This is a genomic window from Streptomyces sp. NPDC052023 (assembly GCF_044548465.1).
GTDB lineage: Bacteria > Actinomycetota > Actinomycetes > Streptomycetales > Streptomycetaceae > Streptomyces.
In genome coordinates this window covers 138,996-153,606 of record NZ_JBIUBW010000010.1, presented here as the reverse complement: position 1 = coordinate 153,606, position 14,611 = coordinate 138,996, and the positions used below count along the sequence as shown (strand labels likewise).

Annotated in this window: 17 protein-coding genes and 5 tRNA genes; 6 read left to right on the top strand and 16 right to left on the bottom strand. The window is 70.1% G+C overall.

Annotated features, from left to right (window positions below; genetic code table 11):
• Positions 1 to 138: 138 nt before the first annotated feature.
• A complete protein-coding gene (locus tag ACIHCM_RS21395; protein ID WP_003997603.1) occupies positions 139 to 372 on the top strand; it encodes an Lrp/AsnC family transcriptional regulator in 234 nt (77 codons plus the stop codon).
• 20 nt (positions 373 to 392) lie between these two features.
• A complete protein-coding gene (locus ACIHCM_RS21390) occupies positions 393 to 890 on the top strand; it encodes a DUF3515 family protein (protein WP_399898106.1) in 498 nt (165 codons plus the stop codon).
• A 110-nt stretch (positions 891 to 1,000) separates the two neighbouring features.
• On the opposite strand, the gene ACIHCM_RS21385 is transcribed toward ACIHCM_RS21390, so the two are convergent.
• From ACIHCM_RS21385 to ACIHCM_RS21375, 3 genes are read right to left on the bottom strand one after another with little or no spacing between them, the layout of a single operon-like run.
• Positions 1,001 to 2,158, bottom strand: a complete 1,158-nt coding sequence (locus tag ACIHCM_RS21385) for a D-alanine--D-alanine ligase family protein (RefSeq protein WP_399898104.1) — start codon at positions 2,156 to 2,158, stop codon at positions 1,001 to 1,003.
• Between the two features lie 59 nt (positions 2,159 to 2,217).
• Positions 2,218 to 3,228 (bottom strand): NAD(P)H-dependent glycerol-3-phosphate dehydrogenase, encoded by a 1,011-nt coding sequence (locus ACIHCM_RS21380; protein ID WP_399898102.1) that lies wholly within the window; start codon positions 3,226 to 3,228, stop codon positions 2,218 to 2,220.
• Complete coding sequence (locus ACIHCM_RS21375; protein ID WP_399898101.1) at positions 3,225 to 4,112, bottom strand: lysophospholipid acyltransferase family protein; 888 nt, start codon at positions 4,110 to 4,112, stop codon at positions 3,225 to 3,227. The genes ACIHCM_RS21380 and ACIHCM_RS21375 overlap by 4 nt, the downstream gene beginning before the upstream one ends.
• Positions 4,113 to 4,255: 143 nt before the next feature.
• Between ACIHCM_RS21375 and cofC the strand changes: the two genes are divergently transcribed.
• Positions 4,256 to 4,894 carry a 2-phospho-L-lactate guanylyltransferase gene (gene cofC, locus ACIHCM_RS21370; protein ID WP_399898099.1) on the top strand — a complete coding sequence of 213 codons (639 nt, stop codon included), beginning with the start codon at positions 4,256 to 4,258 and terminating at the stop codon, positions 4,892 to 4,894.
• A 9-nt stretch (positions 4,895 to 4,903) separates the two neighbouring features.
• Positions 4,904 to 5,107: a hypothetical protein gene (locus ACIHCM_RS21365; protein WP_399898097.1), complete on the top strand. Its 204-nt coding sequence runs from the start codon at positions 4,904 to 4,906 to the stop codon at positions 5,105 to 5,107.
• A 75-nt stretch (positions 5,108 to 5,182) separates the two neighbouring features.
• Here ACIHCM_RS21365 and ACIHCM_RS21360 read toward each other — a convergent pair whose 3' ends face one another.
• From ACIHCM_RS21360 to leuC, 4 genes are all read right to left on the bottom strand, one after another.
• Positions 5,183 to 5,824, bottom strand: a complete 642-nt coding sequence (locus ACIHCM_RS21360) for an HU family DNA-binding protein (RefSeq protein ID WP_399898095.1) — start codon at positions 5,822 to 5,824, stop codon at positions 5,183 to 5,185.
• Positions 5,825 to 5,962: 138 nt separating this feature from the next.
• Positions 5,963 to 6,193, bottom strand: a complete 231-nt coding sequence (locus ACIHCM_RS21355) for a hypothetical protein (RefSeq protein WP_399898093.1) — start codon at positions 6,191 to 6,193, stop codon at positions 5,963 to 5,965.
• 265 nt (positions 6,194 to 6,458) lie between these two features.
• Positions 6,459 to 7,052 carry a 3-isopropylmalate dehydratase small subunit gene (gene leuD, locus ACIHCM_RS21350; RefSeq protein WP_399898091.1) on the bottom strand — a complete coding sequence of 198 codons (594 nt, stop codon included), beginning with the start codon at positions 7,050 to 7,052 and terminating at the stop codon, positions 6,459 to 6,461.
• A gap of 5 nt (positions 7,053 to 7,057) precedes the next feature.
• Entirely contained in the window at positions 7,058 to 8,488 is a 1,431-nt protein-coding gene (leuC, locus tag ACIHCM_RS21345; RefSeq protein ID WP_399898089.1) for a 3-isopropylmalate dehydratase large subunit, read from the bottom strand.
• A 202-nt stretch (positions 8,489 to 8,690) separates the two neighbouring features.
• Here leuC and ndgR point away from each other — a divergent pair, with 202 nt between their 5' ends.
• Complete coding sequence (gene ndgR / locus ACIHCM_RS21340) at positions 8,691 to 9,407, top strand: IclR family transcriptional regulator NdgR (RefSeq protein WP_399898087.1); 717 nt, start codon at positions 8,691 to 8,693, stop codon at positions 9,405 to 9,407.
• A gap of 152 nt (positions 9,408 to 9,559) precedes the next feature.
• Here ndgR and ACIHCM_RS21335 read toward each other — a convergent pair whose 3' ends face one another.
• Positions 9,560 to 10,042, bottom strand: coding sequence for a DUF4188 domain-containing protein (locus ACIHCM_RS21335; RefSeq protein ID WP_399898085.1), 483 nt, complete (start codon positions 10,040 to 10,042; stop codon positions 9,560 to 9,562).
• A gap of 128 nt (positions 10,043 to 10,170) precedes the next feature.
• Here ACIHCM_RS21335 and ACIHCM_RS21330 point away from each other — a divergent pair, with 128 nt between their 5' ends.
• A complete protein-coding gene (locus ACIHCM_RS21330) occupies positions 10,171 to 10,818 on the top strand; it encodes a MerR family transcriptional regulator (RefSeq protein ID WP_399898083.1) in 648 nt (215 codons plus the stop codon).
• Between the two features lie 46 nt (positions 10,819 to 10,864).
• Here the strand turns inward: ACIHCM_RS21330 and ACIHCM_RS21325 are convergent.
• From ACIHCM_RS21325 to ACIHCM_RS21290, 8 genes are all read right to left on the bottom strand, one after another.
• Positions 10,865 to 10,937, bottom strand: a tRNA-Glu gene (locus ACIHCM_RS21325).
• 28 nt (positions 10,938 to 10,965) lie between these two features.
• A tRNA-Gln gene (locus ACIHCM_RS21320) sits at positions 10,966 to 11,037 on the bottom strand.
• Between the two features lie 20 nt (positions 11,038 to 11,057).
• A tRNA-Glu gene (locus ACIHCM_RS21315) sits at positions 11,058 to 11,130 on the bottom strand.
• A 62-nt stretch (positions 11,131 to 11,192) separates the two neighbouring features.
• A tRNA-Glu gene (locus ACIHCM_RS21310) sits at positions 11,193 to 11,265 on the bottom strand.
• 21 nt (positions 11,266 to 11,286) lie between these two features.
• A tRNA-Gln gene (locus ACIHCM_RS21305) sits at positions 11,287 to 11,358 on the bottom strand.
• Positions 11,359 to 11,450: 92 nt separating this feature from the next.
• Positions 11,451 to 12,182, bottom strand: coding sequence for an HAD family hydrolase (locus ACIHCM_RS21300; RefSeq protein WP_399898081.1), 732 nt, complete (start codon positions 12,180 to 12,182; stop codon positions 11,451 to 11,453).
• A 94-nt stretch (positions 12,183 to 12,276) separates the two neighbouring features.
• Positions 12,277 to 13,800, bottom strand: a complete 1,524-nt coding sequence (gltX, locus tag ACIHCM_RS21295; protein WP_399898079.1) for a glutamate--tRNA ligase — start codon at positions 13,798 to 13,800, stop codon at positions 12,277 to 12,279.
• Positions 13,793 to 14,569: a fumarylacetoacetate hydrolase family protein gene (locus ACIHCM_RS21290; RefSeq protein WP_399898077.1), complete on the bottom strand. Its 777-nt coding sequence runs from the start codon at positions 14,567 to 14,569 to the stop codon at positions 13,793 to 13,795. Before ACIHCM_RS21290 ends, gltX begins: the two co-directional genes overlap by 8 nt.
• Positions 14,570 to 14,611 lie beyond the last annotated feature (42 nt).

Below are 14,611 nucleotides of genomic sequence, written 5' to 3'. Positions count from 1 at the left end.
CCCGGCCGTCCCCGTCAGCCGTGCCTGCACCCCGGCACGTGAGCCCCACCCCCCGCAGGTCTCCCCGCGGCGAGCGGCAACGCGATACCGTGGCGTTCCTTTTCCCCACATGATCCTCGTGGCCGCCCTGGAGGTTCCGTGGTACAGGCGTACATCCTGATCCAGACGGAGGTCGGCAAGGCGTCGACCGTCGCCGAGACGATCAGCAAGATCCCTGGGGTGATCCAGGCCGAGGACGTGACAGGACCGTACGACGTCATCGTGCGTGCCCAGGCCGACACCGTCGACGACCTGGGCCGCATGGTGGTCGCCAAGGTCCAGCAAGTGGACGGCATCACCCGCACCCTGACCTGCCCGGTCGTCCATCTGTAGTCCCCGTCTACCCTTGGCCGGTGAAGATTTCCCGTCACCGGCTCATCGGTCTGCCCGCTTCCGCGCTGCTGATCACCGCCGTGGGCTGCTCCTCAGCAGACGACAGCGCCGACGTCGCGGTTCCCAGTACCTCTCCGGCAGTGACGAAGCTGTGCCAGAACCTGGACAGCGAACTGCCGCGCAGGGTGGACGGTCTGAGCCGGAACGACCCCGAGCCCCGGTCCGTGCTCACGGCGGGCTGGGGAAGCCCGGTGATCATACTGCGCTGCGGGGTGGCCCGGCCGTCGAAGATGGTGGACCCGAAGGTGGCCGAGGGCCGGGATCCGGACGCCGTGGCCGGTGGCGTGAACGGCGTCGACTGGTTGCAGCAGAAGCGGGACGGGGGCTACCTGTTCACCAGCGCGAACCGCACGGCGTATGTCGAGGTGCGCGTGCCCGAGGGGCAGGACAGCGCGGGTGTGCTGATCGATCTGGCCCCGGCGGTGAAATCGGCGATTCCTGAGGGGATCGCCGACTAGCCGCCGGGTCCCCGAGCCCTGGTGTGCCGGCTCGGGGCCGCCCGCGGTCGTTCGGGTTCGTTCGGGGTCGTTCGCGCGGTTGCCCGCGCCCCCGGAGGCATCGGAGGCGTCTACCTGAGGCCCGTCGAGCGGTTCAGGGCTGCCTGGATCAGGCGGTCCACCAGCTCCGCGTAGGTCACGCCGCTCGCCTGCCACATCTGCGGGTACATCGAGATCGGCGTGAAGCCGGGCATCGTGTTGATCTCGTTGATCACGAACTCGCCCGCCTCGGTGAGGAAGAAGTCCGCGCGGACCAGGCCCTCGCAGGACGCGGCCTCGAAGGCCTCCACGGCGAGGCGCTGCACCTCGGCGGTCTGCTCGTCCGTGAGGGGGGCGGGGACGATGCCGGGGGTCGAGTCGATGTACTTCGCCTCGAAGTCGTAGTACGCGTGCGCGTCCGGCGGCGGGATCTCCGCGGGGACGGATGCCCGGGGACCGTCCTCGAACTCCAGGACGCCGCACTCGATCTCGCGACCGCGCAGCGCGGCCTCCACAATGATCTTCGGGTCGTGGCGCTGGGCCTCGGCGATCGCCTCGTCGAGGCCCTCGAAGGACTCGACCTTGGTGATGCCGATCGACGAGCCCGCGCGCGCGGGCTTCACGAACAGCGGCCAGCCGTGCTCACCCGCGAACTCCGCGATCCGCCGCCGCGCCCCGGACTGGTCCCGCTGCCACTCGCGCGGCCGGACGACCAGGTACGGGCCCACCGCCAGCCCGAACGAGGTGAACACCCGCTTCATGTACTCCTTGTCCTGGCCGACGGCCGAGGCGAGCACACCGGCGCCCACGTACGGAACGCCGGAGAGTTCCAGCAGGCCCTGGAGGGTGCCGTCCTCGCCGTAGGGGCCGTGCAGCACCGGGAAGACGACATCGACCTCGCCGAGCGCCTTCGGCACGGAACCCGGCTCGCTGTACACGACTTCGCGGCTGCCCGGGTCGACGGAGAGCACGACACCGCCCTCGCCCGAGTCGGCGAGGTCGTCGACGGTGGGCGTACGGCGATCGGCGATCGCCATCCGCTCCGGCTCGTCGGCGGTGAGCGCCCACCGGCCGTCCTGGGTGATGCCGATCGGCAGGACCTCGTACTTGGTCCGGTCGACGGCACGCAGTACGGCGCCGGCGGTGACCACGGAGATCCCGTGTTCGGAGCTGCGCCCACCGAACACGACGGCCACACGCGGCTTGCGAGACGGCTGCTCGGGGCTCTGGGGGAGGTTCTCGGTGCTCATATCGCGATGAGAGTACCCGGTGGTAGGGGCCGGAGACAGCGTCCGTGGGGCCGCGTCGCTCAGCGTCGCTCAGCCTTCGCGCTGCGCGACATCAGCTCCTTCAGGGCGACCACCGGAGGCTTGCCCTCGTGCACGATGCCGACCACCGTCTCGGTGATGGGCATGTCGACGCCGTGCCGTCGCGCCAGATCCAGCACCGACTCGCAGGACTTGACGCCCTCGGCGGTCTGCCGGGTGACCGCGATGGTCTCCTCCAGGGTCATGCCCTTGCCGAGGTTGGTGCCGAAGGTGTGGTTGCGCGAGAGCGGGGAGGAACAGGTGGCCACGAGGTCACCGAGGCCCGCGAGTCCGGAGAAGGTCAGCGGGTCCGCGCCCATCGCCAGGCCCAGCCGGGTCGTCTCCGCGAGACCGCGGGTGATGAGCGAGCCCTTGGCGTTGTCGCCGAGCCCCATCCCGTCCGCGATGCCGACGGCGAGCCCGATGACGTTCTTGACCGCGCCACCGAGTTCACAGCCGGCGACGTCGGTGTTGGTGTACGGGCGGAAGTACGGCGTGTGGCAGGCGGCCTGGAGCCGCTGGGCGACCGCCTCGTCGGTGCAGGCCACCACGGAGGCGGCCGGCATCCGGGCGGCGATCTCGCGCGCGAGGTTCGGCCCCGTGACGACCGCGACCCGCTGCGCGGGGACCTTGGCGACGTCCGTGATCACCTCGCTCATCCGCATGGCGGAGCCCAGTTCGACGCCCTTCATCAGCGAGACCAGGACCGTGTCGGGGGCGAGCAGTGGCGCCCAGGCGGCGAGGTTGCCGCGCAGCGTCTGCGAGGGGACGGACAGCACCGTGAAGTCGGCTCCGGCGGCCGCCTCGGCGGCGTCGGTGGTGGCACGCAGGTTCGCGGGGAGTTCGAAGCCCGGGAGGTAGTCGGGGTTGGTCCGGCCGGAGTTGATGGCCTCGGCCACCTCCGCCCGCCGCGCCCAGAGGGTGACCTCGCACCCCGCGTCGGCGAGCACCATGGCGAAGGCGGTGCCCCACGAACCGGCGGCGAAGACCGCCGCCTTGACCGGCTTGCTCACTTGCCCTGCCCCTCTTCGCCGCCGGCCTGCCCGGCTGCTTCCCGACCCGCATGACCAGCCGCTTCCCGATCGGCTACGCCGGCAGCCCCGCGGATCGGCTGCCGGCCCTCGTCGCCGCCCGCCGCGGTGGCGGCCGCCCGGCCGAACTTCTGGGCCTGCGTCCGGCGCCGCTGCTCGTCGCGTTCGCGCTTCGGGTCGTACGGGGACTCGGGTGCCCGCTCGCCGCGAATCTCCTCCAGCTGGCCGGTGATCGCGGCCATGATGACCTCGGTGGCCTCCTTGAGGACGTCCGCGGTCATGTCCTTGCCGTAGAAGCGGGAGAGGTCCACCGGGGGGCCGACCAGCACGTGGTGGGTCTTGCGCGGGAGGAGGTCGGGCTTCTTGGCGTACGGCGGCAGCAGCTCGTTGGCGCCCCACTGGGCGACCGGGATGACCGGGCACTTGGTCTTCAGCGCGACGCGCGCGGCACCGGTCTTGCCGGTCATGGGCCAGCCGGCCGGGTCGCGGGTGATGGTGCCCTCGGGGTAGAAGGCGACGCATTCGCCGCGCTCCACGGCGTTGATCGCGGCCCGGAAGGCGCTGAGCGCGTCCGTGCTCTCCCGGTAGACGGGGATCTGGCCGGTGCCACGCATCATGGCGCCGACGAATCCCTTCTTGAAAAGCCCGCTCTTCGCCAGGAATCGCGGAACACGTCCGGTGTTGTACTGAAAGTGCGCGTACGCGAAGGGGTCGACGTGCGAATTGTGGTTCACCACGGTGATAAAGCCACCCTCGGCCGGAATGTGCTCCATTCCGCGCCAGTCCCGCTTGAGCAGAACCACCAGCGGCGGTTTACAGATCACCGCGGCGAAGCGGTACCAGAAGCCGATTCTGCGGCGGGGCACACGGACACCTTCCTTCTGAGGCCTGGGGGCCGCACAAGTGTCGCCCCAGGCCGTCGGTCTGTCGAGAACACCGTACGCCCCGAGTCCGCACCCGCCGGGTGGGCCGGGTGACAATGACCGCGACAAGAGAGGGACGAACGCGCGTGCTGTGGACCCTGGTGGTACCTGTGAAGCCCCTGGCGCGGGCCAAGAGCAGGCTCTCGGACGCCGCCGCCGACGCCCTGCGCCCGGGTCTCGCCCTCGCCTTCGCCCAGGACACGGTGGCCGCGGCGCTGGCCAGCCCGGCGGTGCGGGATGTGGCAGTCGTCACGGACGACGAGCTGGCCGGCCGGGAGCTGGCGGCGCTGGGCGCGCGGATCGTCCCGGACGAGCCGGGCGGCGGTCTGAACGCGGCGCTGGCGCACGGGGCGGCGGCCGTACGGGCCCGGCGTCCGAAAAGCCCGGTCGCGGCCCTGAACGCCGATCTCCCGGCGTTGCGGCCGGCGGAATTGGCACAGGTCCTGGACGCGGCCGCGGAATTCCCCCGCGCATTTCTCCCGGATGCGGCGGCGATCGGTACGACCTTGCTGGCGGCGGCACCGGGCCGGGAATTGCTCCCGGCATTCGGCACGGATTCGCGGGCCCGCCATCGCGGCGGCGGAGCGGTGGAACTCTCTCTCGCGGGCGTGGATTCCGTACGCCAGGACGTCGACACCGCCGGCGACCTGCGCACGGCGCTGGCGCTGGGGGTGGGGCCGCGGACGGCTGCGGCGGCCGCGCGGCTGCTGATTTCCGGGCAGTAGGCTGCCGTCATGCACGCCACCGCCTACACGTACGACGCCGAGACGCGCAGCGGGCAGGTCCTGCTCGACGACGGTACTCCGGTGCCCTTCGACGCTGCCGCGTTCGACGCGGGCGGTCTGCGGTTGCTGCGCCCCGGGCAGCGGGTGCGGATCGAGGTGACGGGCCCCAAGGAGCGCCCGAAGATCACGCTGGTGACGCTGCAGACCCTCTGACCTGCCCCTGAACACGCCGCGGGCCGGGCTCCTCGACGGAGTCCGGCCCGGCGCGTGAGTACCCGGCGCCCTCGTCTACTTGCGGGCGGTGGCCTTCTTGGCGGTGGTCTTGCGTGCCGAGGTCTTCTTGGCGGGGGCCTTCTTGGCCGTCGCCTTCTTCGCCGGGGCCTTCTTGGCCGTCGCCTTCTTGGCGGTGGTCTTCTTCGCGGCGGCGGTCTTGGCGGTCGCCGTGGTCTTCTTGGCGGTCGTCTTCTTCGCCGTGGTCTTCTTCGCGGCGGCCGTGGTCTTCTTGGCCGTCGTCTTCTTGGCCGTGATGGCCTTCTTCGCGGCCGCCTTGGTGGTCTTCTTGGCCGCGGCCTTCTTGACCGTGGCCGCGGCACCGCCGGTCAGGCTGCCCTTGGGCGCCTTCTTGACCGACACCTCACCACCGCGCGGGAGCTTCTTCGAGCCGCTCACCAGGTCCTTGAAGCCCTGACCGGCGCGGAACCGCGGTACGGAGGTCTTCTTGACCCGAACCCGCTCGCCCGTCTGGGGGTTGCGGGCGTAGCGAGCCGGACGGTCGACCTTCTCGAACGAGCCGAAGCCGGTGACCGACACCCGCTCACCTGCGACGACGGCGCGGACGATGGCGTCCAGTACATGGTCGACAGCATCGGCGGCCTGCTGACGGCCGCCCATCTTGTCGGCAATCGCTTCTACGAGCTGCGCCTTGTTCACGTCTTCCCCTTCGGAGACATCGCCAGAACGAAAGTGTTCAAGCTTTTTCGCACGTTAGGCAGATATATACCGCAAATCAAACACGAAACGGGCTAATCACCCTTGTGCCGCAACCGACTCGGCTGCCCCTGACGTGATTCAGCCTTCCTCTTCGGGGAATCGCCCCGCGTCGAGGTCGGCGATGAACCGCTCCAGACGCTTTGTCGCATCGGCGAGGTCGTGCTTGGCCGCGGCCGTGATGACCAGCAGCTTCCGGGTCAGCGCCATCCGTACGCCCTCCGGGACTTGCAGTGCGCGCACCCTTGCGTGCGCTTCCTTGAGTTGGTCCGCGACCGCCGTATAGAGCTCGAGTTGGCCGTCGTGTTCCATGCACAGATTGTGCCATCTGGGGCGAGTTGTCGCCTGCCCGGGGGGCAACTGGCGCCGCCAACGGCCCCTCGGCACGCGGCCGGAGCCGCTTTGTCAAGGCTCGCGTACCCCAACAACAACCGTCATAACGTGGGAAGTTGAAGGAACGGACGGTGCCGGGTGCGGCCATCCGGGTGCGAAAAAAGGCCGCACCCCCGATCGGGCCGATCGGGGGTACAGCCAGGTGTGGGGTGGCCGAAAGTCGACCGCCGCGAGGGCCGAAGGTTCAGACCTTCAGGGTGCGCGGCTTGTAGGCGGGCCGCCCCGCCTCGTACGTGGCGATGTCGTCCTCGTTCTGCAGCGTGAGGGAGATGTCGTCCAGCCCGTTCAGCAGCCGCCAGCGGGAGTTCTCGTCCAGCTCGAAGGAGGCGGTGACGCCCTCCGCCCGCACCTCGCGCGCGACCAGGTCGACGGTCACCTCGGCCTGCGGCTCGCGCTCGGTGAGCTCCCACAGCGCGTCCACGACCTTCTGCTCCAGCACCACCGTGAGCAGGCCGTTCTTCAGTGAGTTGCCGCGGAAGATGTCGGCGAAGCGGGAGGAGATCACGGCCCTGAAGCCGTAGTTCTGCAGCGCCCAGACGGCGTGCTCACGGGAGGAGCCGGTGCCGAAGTCGGGGCCGGCGACCAGCACGGTCGCGCCCTGCCGCTCGGGCCGGTTGAGCACGAACTCGGGGTCCTTTCGCCAGGCCTCGAAGAGCCCGTCCTCGAACCCGTCCCGGGTCACCTTCTTGAGCCAGTGGGCGGGGATGATCTGGTCGGTGTCGACGTTGCTGCGGCGCAGCGGGACGGCCCGGCCGGTGTGCGTGGTGAATGCTTCCATGATCCTCAGACTCCAGCGGGCGTACGGGTCTCGGCGTGGGCCAGGTCGGCCGGGGAGGCGAGGTGCCCCAGGACCGCCGTCGCGGCGGCGACCTGCGGCGACACCAGATGCGTACGGCCGCCCTTGCCCTGCCTGCCCTCGAAGTTGCGGTTGGAGGTGGACGCGGAGCGCTCACCGGGAGCCAGTTGGTCCGGGTTCATGCCCAGGCACATGGAGCAGCCCGCGTGCCGCCATTCGGCGCCGGCCTCCTTGAAGACGACGTCCAGGCCCTCGGAGACGGCCTGCAGGCCCACCCGCGCGGAGCCCGGCACGACCAGCATCCGTACCCCGTCGGCGACTTTGCGGCCCCGCAGCAGGTCCGCCGCGGCGCGCAGGTCCTCGATGCGGCCGTTGGTGCAGGAGCCTACGAAGACGGTGTCCACCTTGATGGACCGCAGCGGCTGCCCGGCCTCCAACCCCATGTACTCCAGGGCCTTTTCGGCGGCGAAGCGCTCCGAAGCGTCTTCGTACGAAGCAGGGTCGGGGACGGACGCCGAAAGCGGCGCGCCCTGGCCCGGGTTGGTGCCCCAGGTGACGAACGGCGACAGCGCGGCGGCATCGATGACGACCTCGGCGTCGAACTCGGCGTCGTCGTCGGTCCTCAGCGTCTTCCAGTACGCGACAGCGGCGTCCCAGTCGGCGCCCTCGGGGGCGTGCGGACGGCCCTGGAGATAGGCGAACGTGGTCTCGTCGGGGGCGATCATGCCTGCCCGGGCCCCGGCCTCGATCGACATGTTGCAGATGGTCATCCGGGCCTCCATCGAGAGCTTCTCGATGGCCGAGCCGCGGTACTCCAGGACGTAGCCCTGGCCGCCGCCGGTGCCGATCCGGGCGATGATCGCCAGGATCAGGTCCTTGGCGGTGACGCCCTCGGGCAGCTCACCGTCGACCGTGATCGCCATGGTCTTCGGGCGGGCCATGGGCAGCGTCTGGGTGGCCAGCACGTGCTCGACCTGCGAGGTGCCGATGCCGAACGCCAGCGCGCCGAAGGCGCCGTGCGTGGAGGTGTGCGAGTCGCCGCAGACGACGGTGGTGCCGGGCTGGGTCAGGCCCAGCTGCGGGCCCACGACGTGGACGACGCCCTGCTCGACGTCGCCCAGCGGGTGCAGGCGCACGCCGAAGTCGGCGCAGTTCTTGCGCAGCGTCTCCAGCTGGGCGCGGGAGACCGGGTCGGCGATGGGCTTGTCGATGTCGAGAGTGGGGGTGTTGTGGTCCTCGGTCGCGATGGTCAGGTCGAGGCGGCGCACCGTACGGCCGCTCTTGCGAAGGCCGTCGAAGGCCTGCGGGCTGGTCACCTCGTGCAGCAGGTGCAGATCGATGTAGAGGAGGTCGGGCTCGCCCTCGGCGCGCCGGACGACATGGTCGTCCCAGACCTTCTCCGCGAGTGTCCTACCCATCGCTTTCCCTCCGGCCTGCACATAAGGTGTGCCGACCCAACTAGAGATCTTGAGGCGCGGCATTCGGCGCACCGGATTTCCGGGCGTCCGCCGCCAGGCCCTTTTCGTCCACCGGGCCGCCGTGACTTCGTGACATCAAGGGTGGCGCGTTCCACCGAAAATTGAACTTGCGTTTCACAGAGTGAGACGCAAGTATCGTTGCATGGACAACAGTAGCGGCGTCGGCGTTCTGGACAAGGCGGCACTCGTCCTGAGCGCTCTGGAGTCCGGTCCGGCCACCCTCGCGGGTCTGGTCGCGGCCACCGGACTGGCACGACCCACGGCCCACCGCCTGGCCGTGGCTTTGGAACACCACCGCATGGTGGCGCGGGACATGCAGGGCCGGTTCATTCTCGGCCCGCGTCTGGCCGAGCTGGCCGCTGCCGCCGGCGAGGACCGCCTCCTGGCCACCGCCGGGCCGGTGCTCACCCACCTCCGTGACGTCACGGGCGAGAGCGCGCAGCTCTACCGCCGCCAGGGCGACATGCGCATCTGCGTCGCCGCCGCGGAACGCCTGTCCGGACTGCGGGACACCGTCCCGGTCGGCTCGACGCTCACGATGAAGGCGGGCTCCTCCGCCCAGATCCTCATGGCCTGGGAGGAGCCGGAGCGCCTGCACCGGGGCCTGCAGGGAGCCCGCTTCACCGCGACGGCACTGTCCGGCGTACGGCGCCGGGGCTGGGCCCAGTCCATCGGCGAGCGGGAGCCGGGCGTCGCGTCCGTCTCCGCGCCCGTGCGCGGCCCGTCGAACCGCGTGGTGGCCGCCGTCTCGGTCTCCGGCCCGATCGAGCGCCTGAGCCGCCACCCCGGCCGGATGCACGCCCAGGCGGTCATCGACGCCGCTTCCCGCCTCTCCGAGGCACTGCGCCGCACCGGCTGACCCCCGGCGCCACGAGGCTCACAGGGCCGCGTGGCGCACCCGAGCGCACGAAAACGCCCCGGGGGCCGGCCTCGACGCCGCGGCCGGCCCCCGGGGCGCACGGTGCATCCGCGCCTCCGCGCTGTTCTTCCGCTCAGACCGCCCCGGGCCGCTCAGACCGCGCGGAGCCGCTCCGCCGCCCGCTCACCGCGTCGCCCGACCGGCACCACGCCGGTGGCCCGCCCGAGCCCGAAGGCGGGCATGTTCACGTACACCGACTCGTAGCCGCCGGCCGGCACGACGTACGTCTCGTGCCAGAAGCCGACCTTGTCCTTCCCCTCACGGATCCGCCGGTTGAACGCCGCCCACGCGGGCCTGTGCTCCTTGTCGGCGTCCGAGGCGTACGCGAAGAGCTTCTCGGTCGACTCCCAGTACTGCACCACGTACAGCACCCGTGGCCCCAGCAGTGTCTGCGCGCCGAGCATCCCCCGCTCCCGCTCCCGCGACAGCTCCCGCAGCATGCGCGGCATGGCCCGCATCACCGGCAGCCAACTGCGCACCGCCAGCAGGCTGTTGAAGCGCATGCCGATCAAGAACACCACGACGTCCCCGTGCGCGTCCGCGGTCATACGCCCCGCGATCGGTTTGTCACCCATGACGAAACCCACCTTCCCCCTGAGACAGACCTTGAGGACAGCGATTGGATAGTGCCGCTATCCATGTTTGGATAGTGACACTCTCCATTGCGGGACGCAAGAGGCACGAGCAAGGGGGTCGCACGGCCATGAGGCTGTCGGAACTGAGCAGACAGAGCGGCGTCGCCATCGCCACCGTGAAGTTCTATCTGCGCGAGGGACTGCTGCCGCCCGGCCGCCGGGTCACCGCCACCCAGGCCGAGTACGGCGAGGAGCACCTGCGCCGGCTGCGTCTGGTGCGGGCACTGATCCAGGTCGGCGGCGTCTCCGTGGCCTCCGCCCGTGAGGTCCTCGCCGCACTGGACAACGACCTGCTGGATCACAACGAGCGCCTGGGAACCGCCGTCTGGGCCCTCCCCCACGGCAAGCCCGCCGACGCCGGCGACCCGGCGACCGGGACGGCCCGGCAGCGCGCCGACCGCCTGCTCGAACTGCTCGGCTGGGGCTACGGTCCCGTCGACGAGGTGAGACCCCCCGCGTACGGGATGCTGGTCAACGCCATCGCCACGCTGGAGCGGCTCGGATATCCCTGCGGCGCCCAGGACTTGGAGCCGTACGCCCATGCCATGGCACAGCTCGCCGTCAACGATCTGGATCTGGTGGAGCGGTACGGCGGGACGGCGGACGAGCAGGTGGAGGCGGCGGTGGCGCTCACCGTGCTGTACGAACCGGTGCTGCTCGCGCTGCGCAGGCTGGCGGAGGCGGAGGAGTCCCGCCGCAGGTTCGGCACGCGCTGATCACACGACGATGGGCCCCCACCGAAGTGGAGGCCCATCGATCACGTACCCCCGACCGGATTCGAACCGGCGCTACCGCCTTGAGAGGGCGGCGTGCTAGGCCGCTACACAACGGGGGCGTGGACACTGCGTTTCCGCAGGTCCGAGCTGGTCTACCTGGACTCGAACCAAGACTAACTGAACCAGAATCAGTCGTGCTGCCAATTACACCATAGACCAATGTGGTTTAGACCAGTCAGTACCCCCGACCGGATTCGAACCGGCGCTACCGCCTTGAGAGGGCGGCGTGCTAGGCCGCTACACAACGGGGGCCCTAGCGATCCTGCATCAAGGTCGGTGGGAGCTACCCGAGCCGTCCTCGCGGGAAGGATCTGTACCCCCGACCGGATTCGAACCGGCGCTACCGCCTTGAGAGGGCGGCGTGCTAGGCCGCTACACAACGGGGGCTTTGCAGATGAGCTCTGCGAGCTGGCCTACCTGGACTCGAACCAAGACTAACTGAACCAGAATCAGTCGTGCTGCCAATTACACCATAGGCCACTGGAACGCAAGCCCCTGAGGGGGATCTTGTTCTAGTACGCTCCCCCGGATTCCGGCCTTTCGGCCCGCTCCCCGGCGGCGCAGGAAGAACATTACCTGAAGGTGGACGGGGCTCCAAAACGAGTATCAGCGCCGAGGATCGCGGGGAGTTCGGCGAGCGAGGCGATCCGGTGCGGGCCGGCGGGAGCGTCGTCCCAGGTGTACACACCGTTGCGATCGATCCACACGGACACGAGTCCCGCGTCGGCGGCGCCGCGCCAGTCGATCTCCGGGTGGTCGCCGACGTACGCGACGAGGTGCGGCGGCAGGTCCAGTGCCTCGCACACCGCGAGGAAGGCGCCGGCCTCCGGCTTGGAGACGCCGATCTCGGCGGCGCACAGGATGACCTCGAAGCGGTCGTGCACGCCGAGCACGCGCAGCTTGCGGTCCTGGACGTGCAGGCTGGAGTTGGACAGCACCGCGTGCCGGTGGCTGGCGGCGAGGCTGTCCAGGACGGGCAGTACGTCCGGGAAGAGCGCCCAGGCGGCCTCGTAGTGGCCGAGATACCGCTCGAACCAGGCCTCCGCCTCGGCGTCGGTCAGCTCCCGGCCGAGGAACACGCGCACCCGGTCCCGCCGCTGCTCCTCGAAGGAGACCTCACCGGCCGCGAACCGCGCCCACTGGCTGTCGGTGACCGCCCGCCACTGCGCGAGGGCCCGCTCGGCGCTCTCGTACGCCTCCAGCAGGCCCTCGGCCGCCAGATGCGCGTGCATGCCCGCGCGATCCGCAGTCGTGTAGTCGAACAGCGTGTCGTCGACGTCCCAGACCACGGCCCGAATGCTCATGGTCCGACGGTAACCCGGCGGCCACGGGTTCCGGGCACATACGGCGAAAGGGCGGCATCCACCATCGGATGCCGCCCTCCGCGTGTGTCGCGCGCTACGCCGCCATTCTCGCCAGTGCCGCGTCGATGCGGGCCAGGGTCTTGTCCTTGCCCAGGATCTCCAGGGACTCGAAGAGGGGCAGGCCGACCGTGCGGCCGGTGACGGCGACACGGACCGGGGCCTGGGCCTTGCCGAGCTTGAGCCCATGGGCCTCGCCCGCCTCCAGGACGGCCGTCTTCAGCGACTCGGGGCTGTTCCAGTCGGCCGCCTCGAGCTTCTCGCGGGCGGTGCGCAGCAGGGCGTCGGAGCCCTCCTTCATGGCCTTGGCCCAGCTGGCCTCGTCGAAGACCGGCTCCGCCAGGAACAGGAAGTCGACGTTGTCGGTGATCTCGGACAGGACCTTCAGACGGGTCTGCGCGTGCGGCGCGACCGCCTGCCACTTGACCTCGTCGAAGGCCTCCGGTGCCCAGGGGGCGAACGGGGCCTGCAGCCAGGGGCGGCAGCGCTCCGTGAAGTCCTTCAGGTCCAGCAGGCGGATGTGGTCGCCGTTGATCGCCTCGCACTTCTTGAGGTCGAAGCGGGCCGGGTTGGGGTTCACGTCCGCCACGTCGAAGGCCGCGACCATCTCGTCCATCGTGAAGATGTCCTGGTCGGCCGAGAGCGACCAGCCCAGGAGGGAGAGGTAGTTGAGCAGGCCCTCCGGGAGGAAGCCGCGCTCGCGGTAGAGGTTGAGCGACGACTGCGGGTCACGCTTGGAGAGCTTCTTGTTGCCCTCGCCCATCACGTACGGCAGGTGGCCGAACTGCGGGGTCCGCTGGGCGAGGCCCAGCTCGGTCAGCGCCTTGTACAGGGCGATCTGGCGGGGGGTGGAGGAGAGCAGGTCCTCGCCGCGCAGGACGTGGGTGATCTCCATCAGAGCGTCGTCGACCGGGTTGACCAGCGTGTAGAGGGGGGCGCCGTTGGCACGGACGATGCCGTAGTCGGGGACGTTCTCCGGGGTGAACGTCAGCTCGCCGCGGACCAGGTCCGTGAAGGTGATCGTCTCGTCGGGCATGCGGAAGCGGACGATCGGCGCACGGCCCTGGGCCTTGTACTCCTCGACCTGCGCCGCGGTCAGCTCGCGGCAGTGGCCGTCGTAGCCGGACGGCCGGCCGGCGGCGCGGGCGGCCTCGCGGCGGGTGTCCAGCTCCTCCTGGGAGCAGTAGCAGCGGTAGGCGTGGCCCGCGTCGAGCAGCTTGGCGGCGACGTCCTTGTACAGGTCCATGCGCTGCGACTGGCGGTACGGCGCGTGCGGGCCGCCGATCTCCGGGCCCTCGTCCCAGTCGAAGCCGAGCCAGCGCATCGCGTCGAGCAGCTGCTCGTAGGACTCCTCGGAGTCGCGGGCCGCGTCGGTGTCCTCGATACGGAAGACCAGGGTGCCCTGGTGGTGCCGGGCGAACGCCCAGTTGAACAGGGCCGTGCGGACCAGGCCCACGTGCGGGTTACCGGTGGGCGAGGGGCAGAAACGGACGCGTGGGGGTACCCCCTGTCCGAGCGGAGCCGAGGACTTGGGGGAGGGGGAGCCGGGTGCGCTAGCCACGCTTGACAACCTTGTTGGTGAGAGTGCCGATGCCTTCGATGCTGACGGAGACCTCGTCGCCGACAGCGAGGGGGCCGACCCCCGCGGGGGTGCCCGTGAGGATCACGTCGCCGGGGAGCAGCGTCATGGCCTCGGAGATGTTGACGATCAGATCCTCGATCGGGTGGATCATCTCGCTGGTGCGGCCGAGCTGGCGTTGCTGTCCGTTGACGGTCAGCTGGATGGTCAGGTCGGCGGGGTCCAGGTCGGTCTCCACCCAGGGGCCGAGGGGGCAGGCCGTGTCGAAGCCCTTGGCCCGGGCCCACTGCTTCTCACGCCGCTGGACGTCACGGGCGGTGATGTCGTTGGCGCAGGTGTAGCCGAGGATGACGTCCTTGACGCGCTCGCGCGGGACTTCGCGGCACAGGCGGCCGATGACGACGGCCAGCTCCGCCTCGTGGTGGAGTTCCTCGGAGAAGGAGGGGTACTGGATCTCGTCGCCGGAGCCGATCACCGAGGTGGACGGCTTGAAGAAGGCGAACGGCGCGTCGGGCACCTCGTTGCCCAGCTCACGCGCGTGCTCCGCGTAGTTGCGGCCGAAGGCCACGACCTTGTTGGGCAGGACCGGCGGCAGCAGCCGTACCTTGCTCAGCGGCACCTTGGTGCCGCTGAGCTCGAAGTCCGCGAACGGGATGCCCTTGATGATGTCGAGGACGAGCTCGTCCGGCTTGCCGCCCTCGACCGCGCCGAAGGCGACGTTCCCGTCGATGGAGAACCTGGCGATGCGCACGGGATCCTTGCGCCCCTTACCTGAAGTGGCTGGAGTCTGACG

Bases quoted from the DNA above. Each gene is read 5' to 3' on its own strand.
- ACIHCM_RS21385 (WP_399898104.1), bottom strand. From the start codon at position 2,158: ATGAGCACCGAGAACCTCCCCCAGAGCCCCGAGCAGCCGTCTCGCAAG.
- ACIHCM_RS21365 (WP_399898097.1), top strand. From the start codon at position 4,904: ATGCACGCCACCGCCTACACGTACGACGCCGAGACGCGCAGCGGGCAG.
- ACIHCM_RS21355 (WP_399898093.1), bottom strand. From the start codon at position 6,193: ATGGAACACGACGGCCAACTCGAGCTCTATACGGCGGTCGCGGACCAA.
- leuD (WP_399898091.1), bottom strand. From the start codon at position 7,052: ATGGAAGCATTCACCACGCACACCGGCCGGGCCGTCCCGCTGCGCCGC.
- leuC (WP_399898089.1), bottom strand. From the start codon at position 8,488: ATGGGTAGGACACTCGCGGAGAAGGTCTGGGACGACCATGTCGTCCGG.
- ndgR (WP_399898087.1), top strand. From the start codon at position 8,691: ATGGACAACAGTAGCGGCGTCGGCGTTCTGGACAAGGCGGCACTCGTC.
- ACIHCM_RS21335 (WP_399898085.1), bottom strand. From the start codon at position 10,042: ATGGGTGACAAACCGATCGCGGGGCGTATGACCGCGGACGCGCACGGG.
- ACIHCM_RS21330 (WP_399898083.1), top strand. From the start codon at position 10,171: ATGAGGCTGTCGGAACTGAGCAGACAGAGCGGCGTCGCCATCGCCACC.
- ACIHCM_RS21300 (WP_399898081.1), bottom strand. From the start codon at position 12,182: ATGAGCATTCGGGCCGTGGTCTGGGACGTCGACGACACGCTGTTCGAC.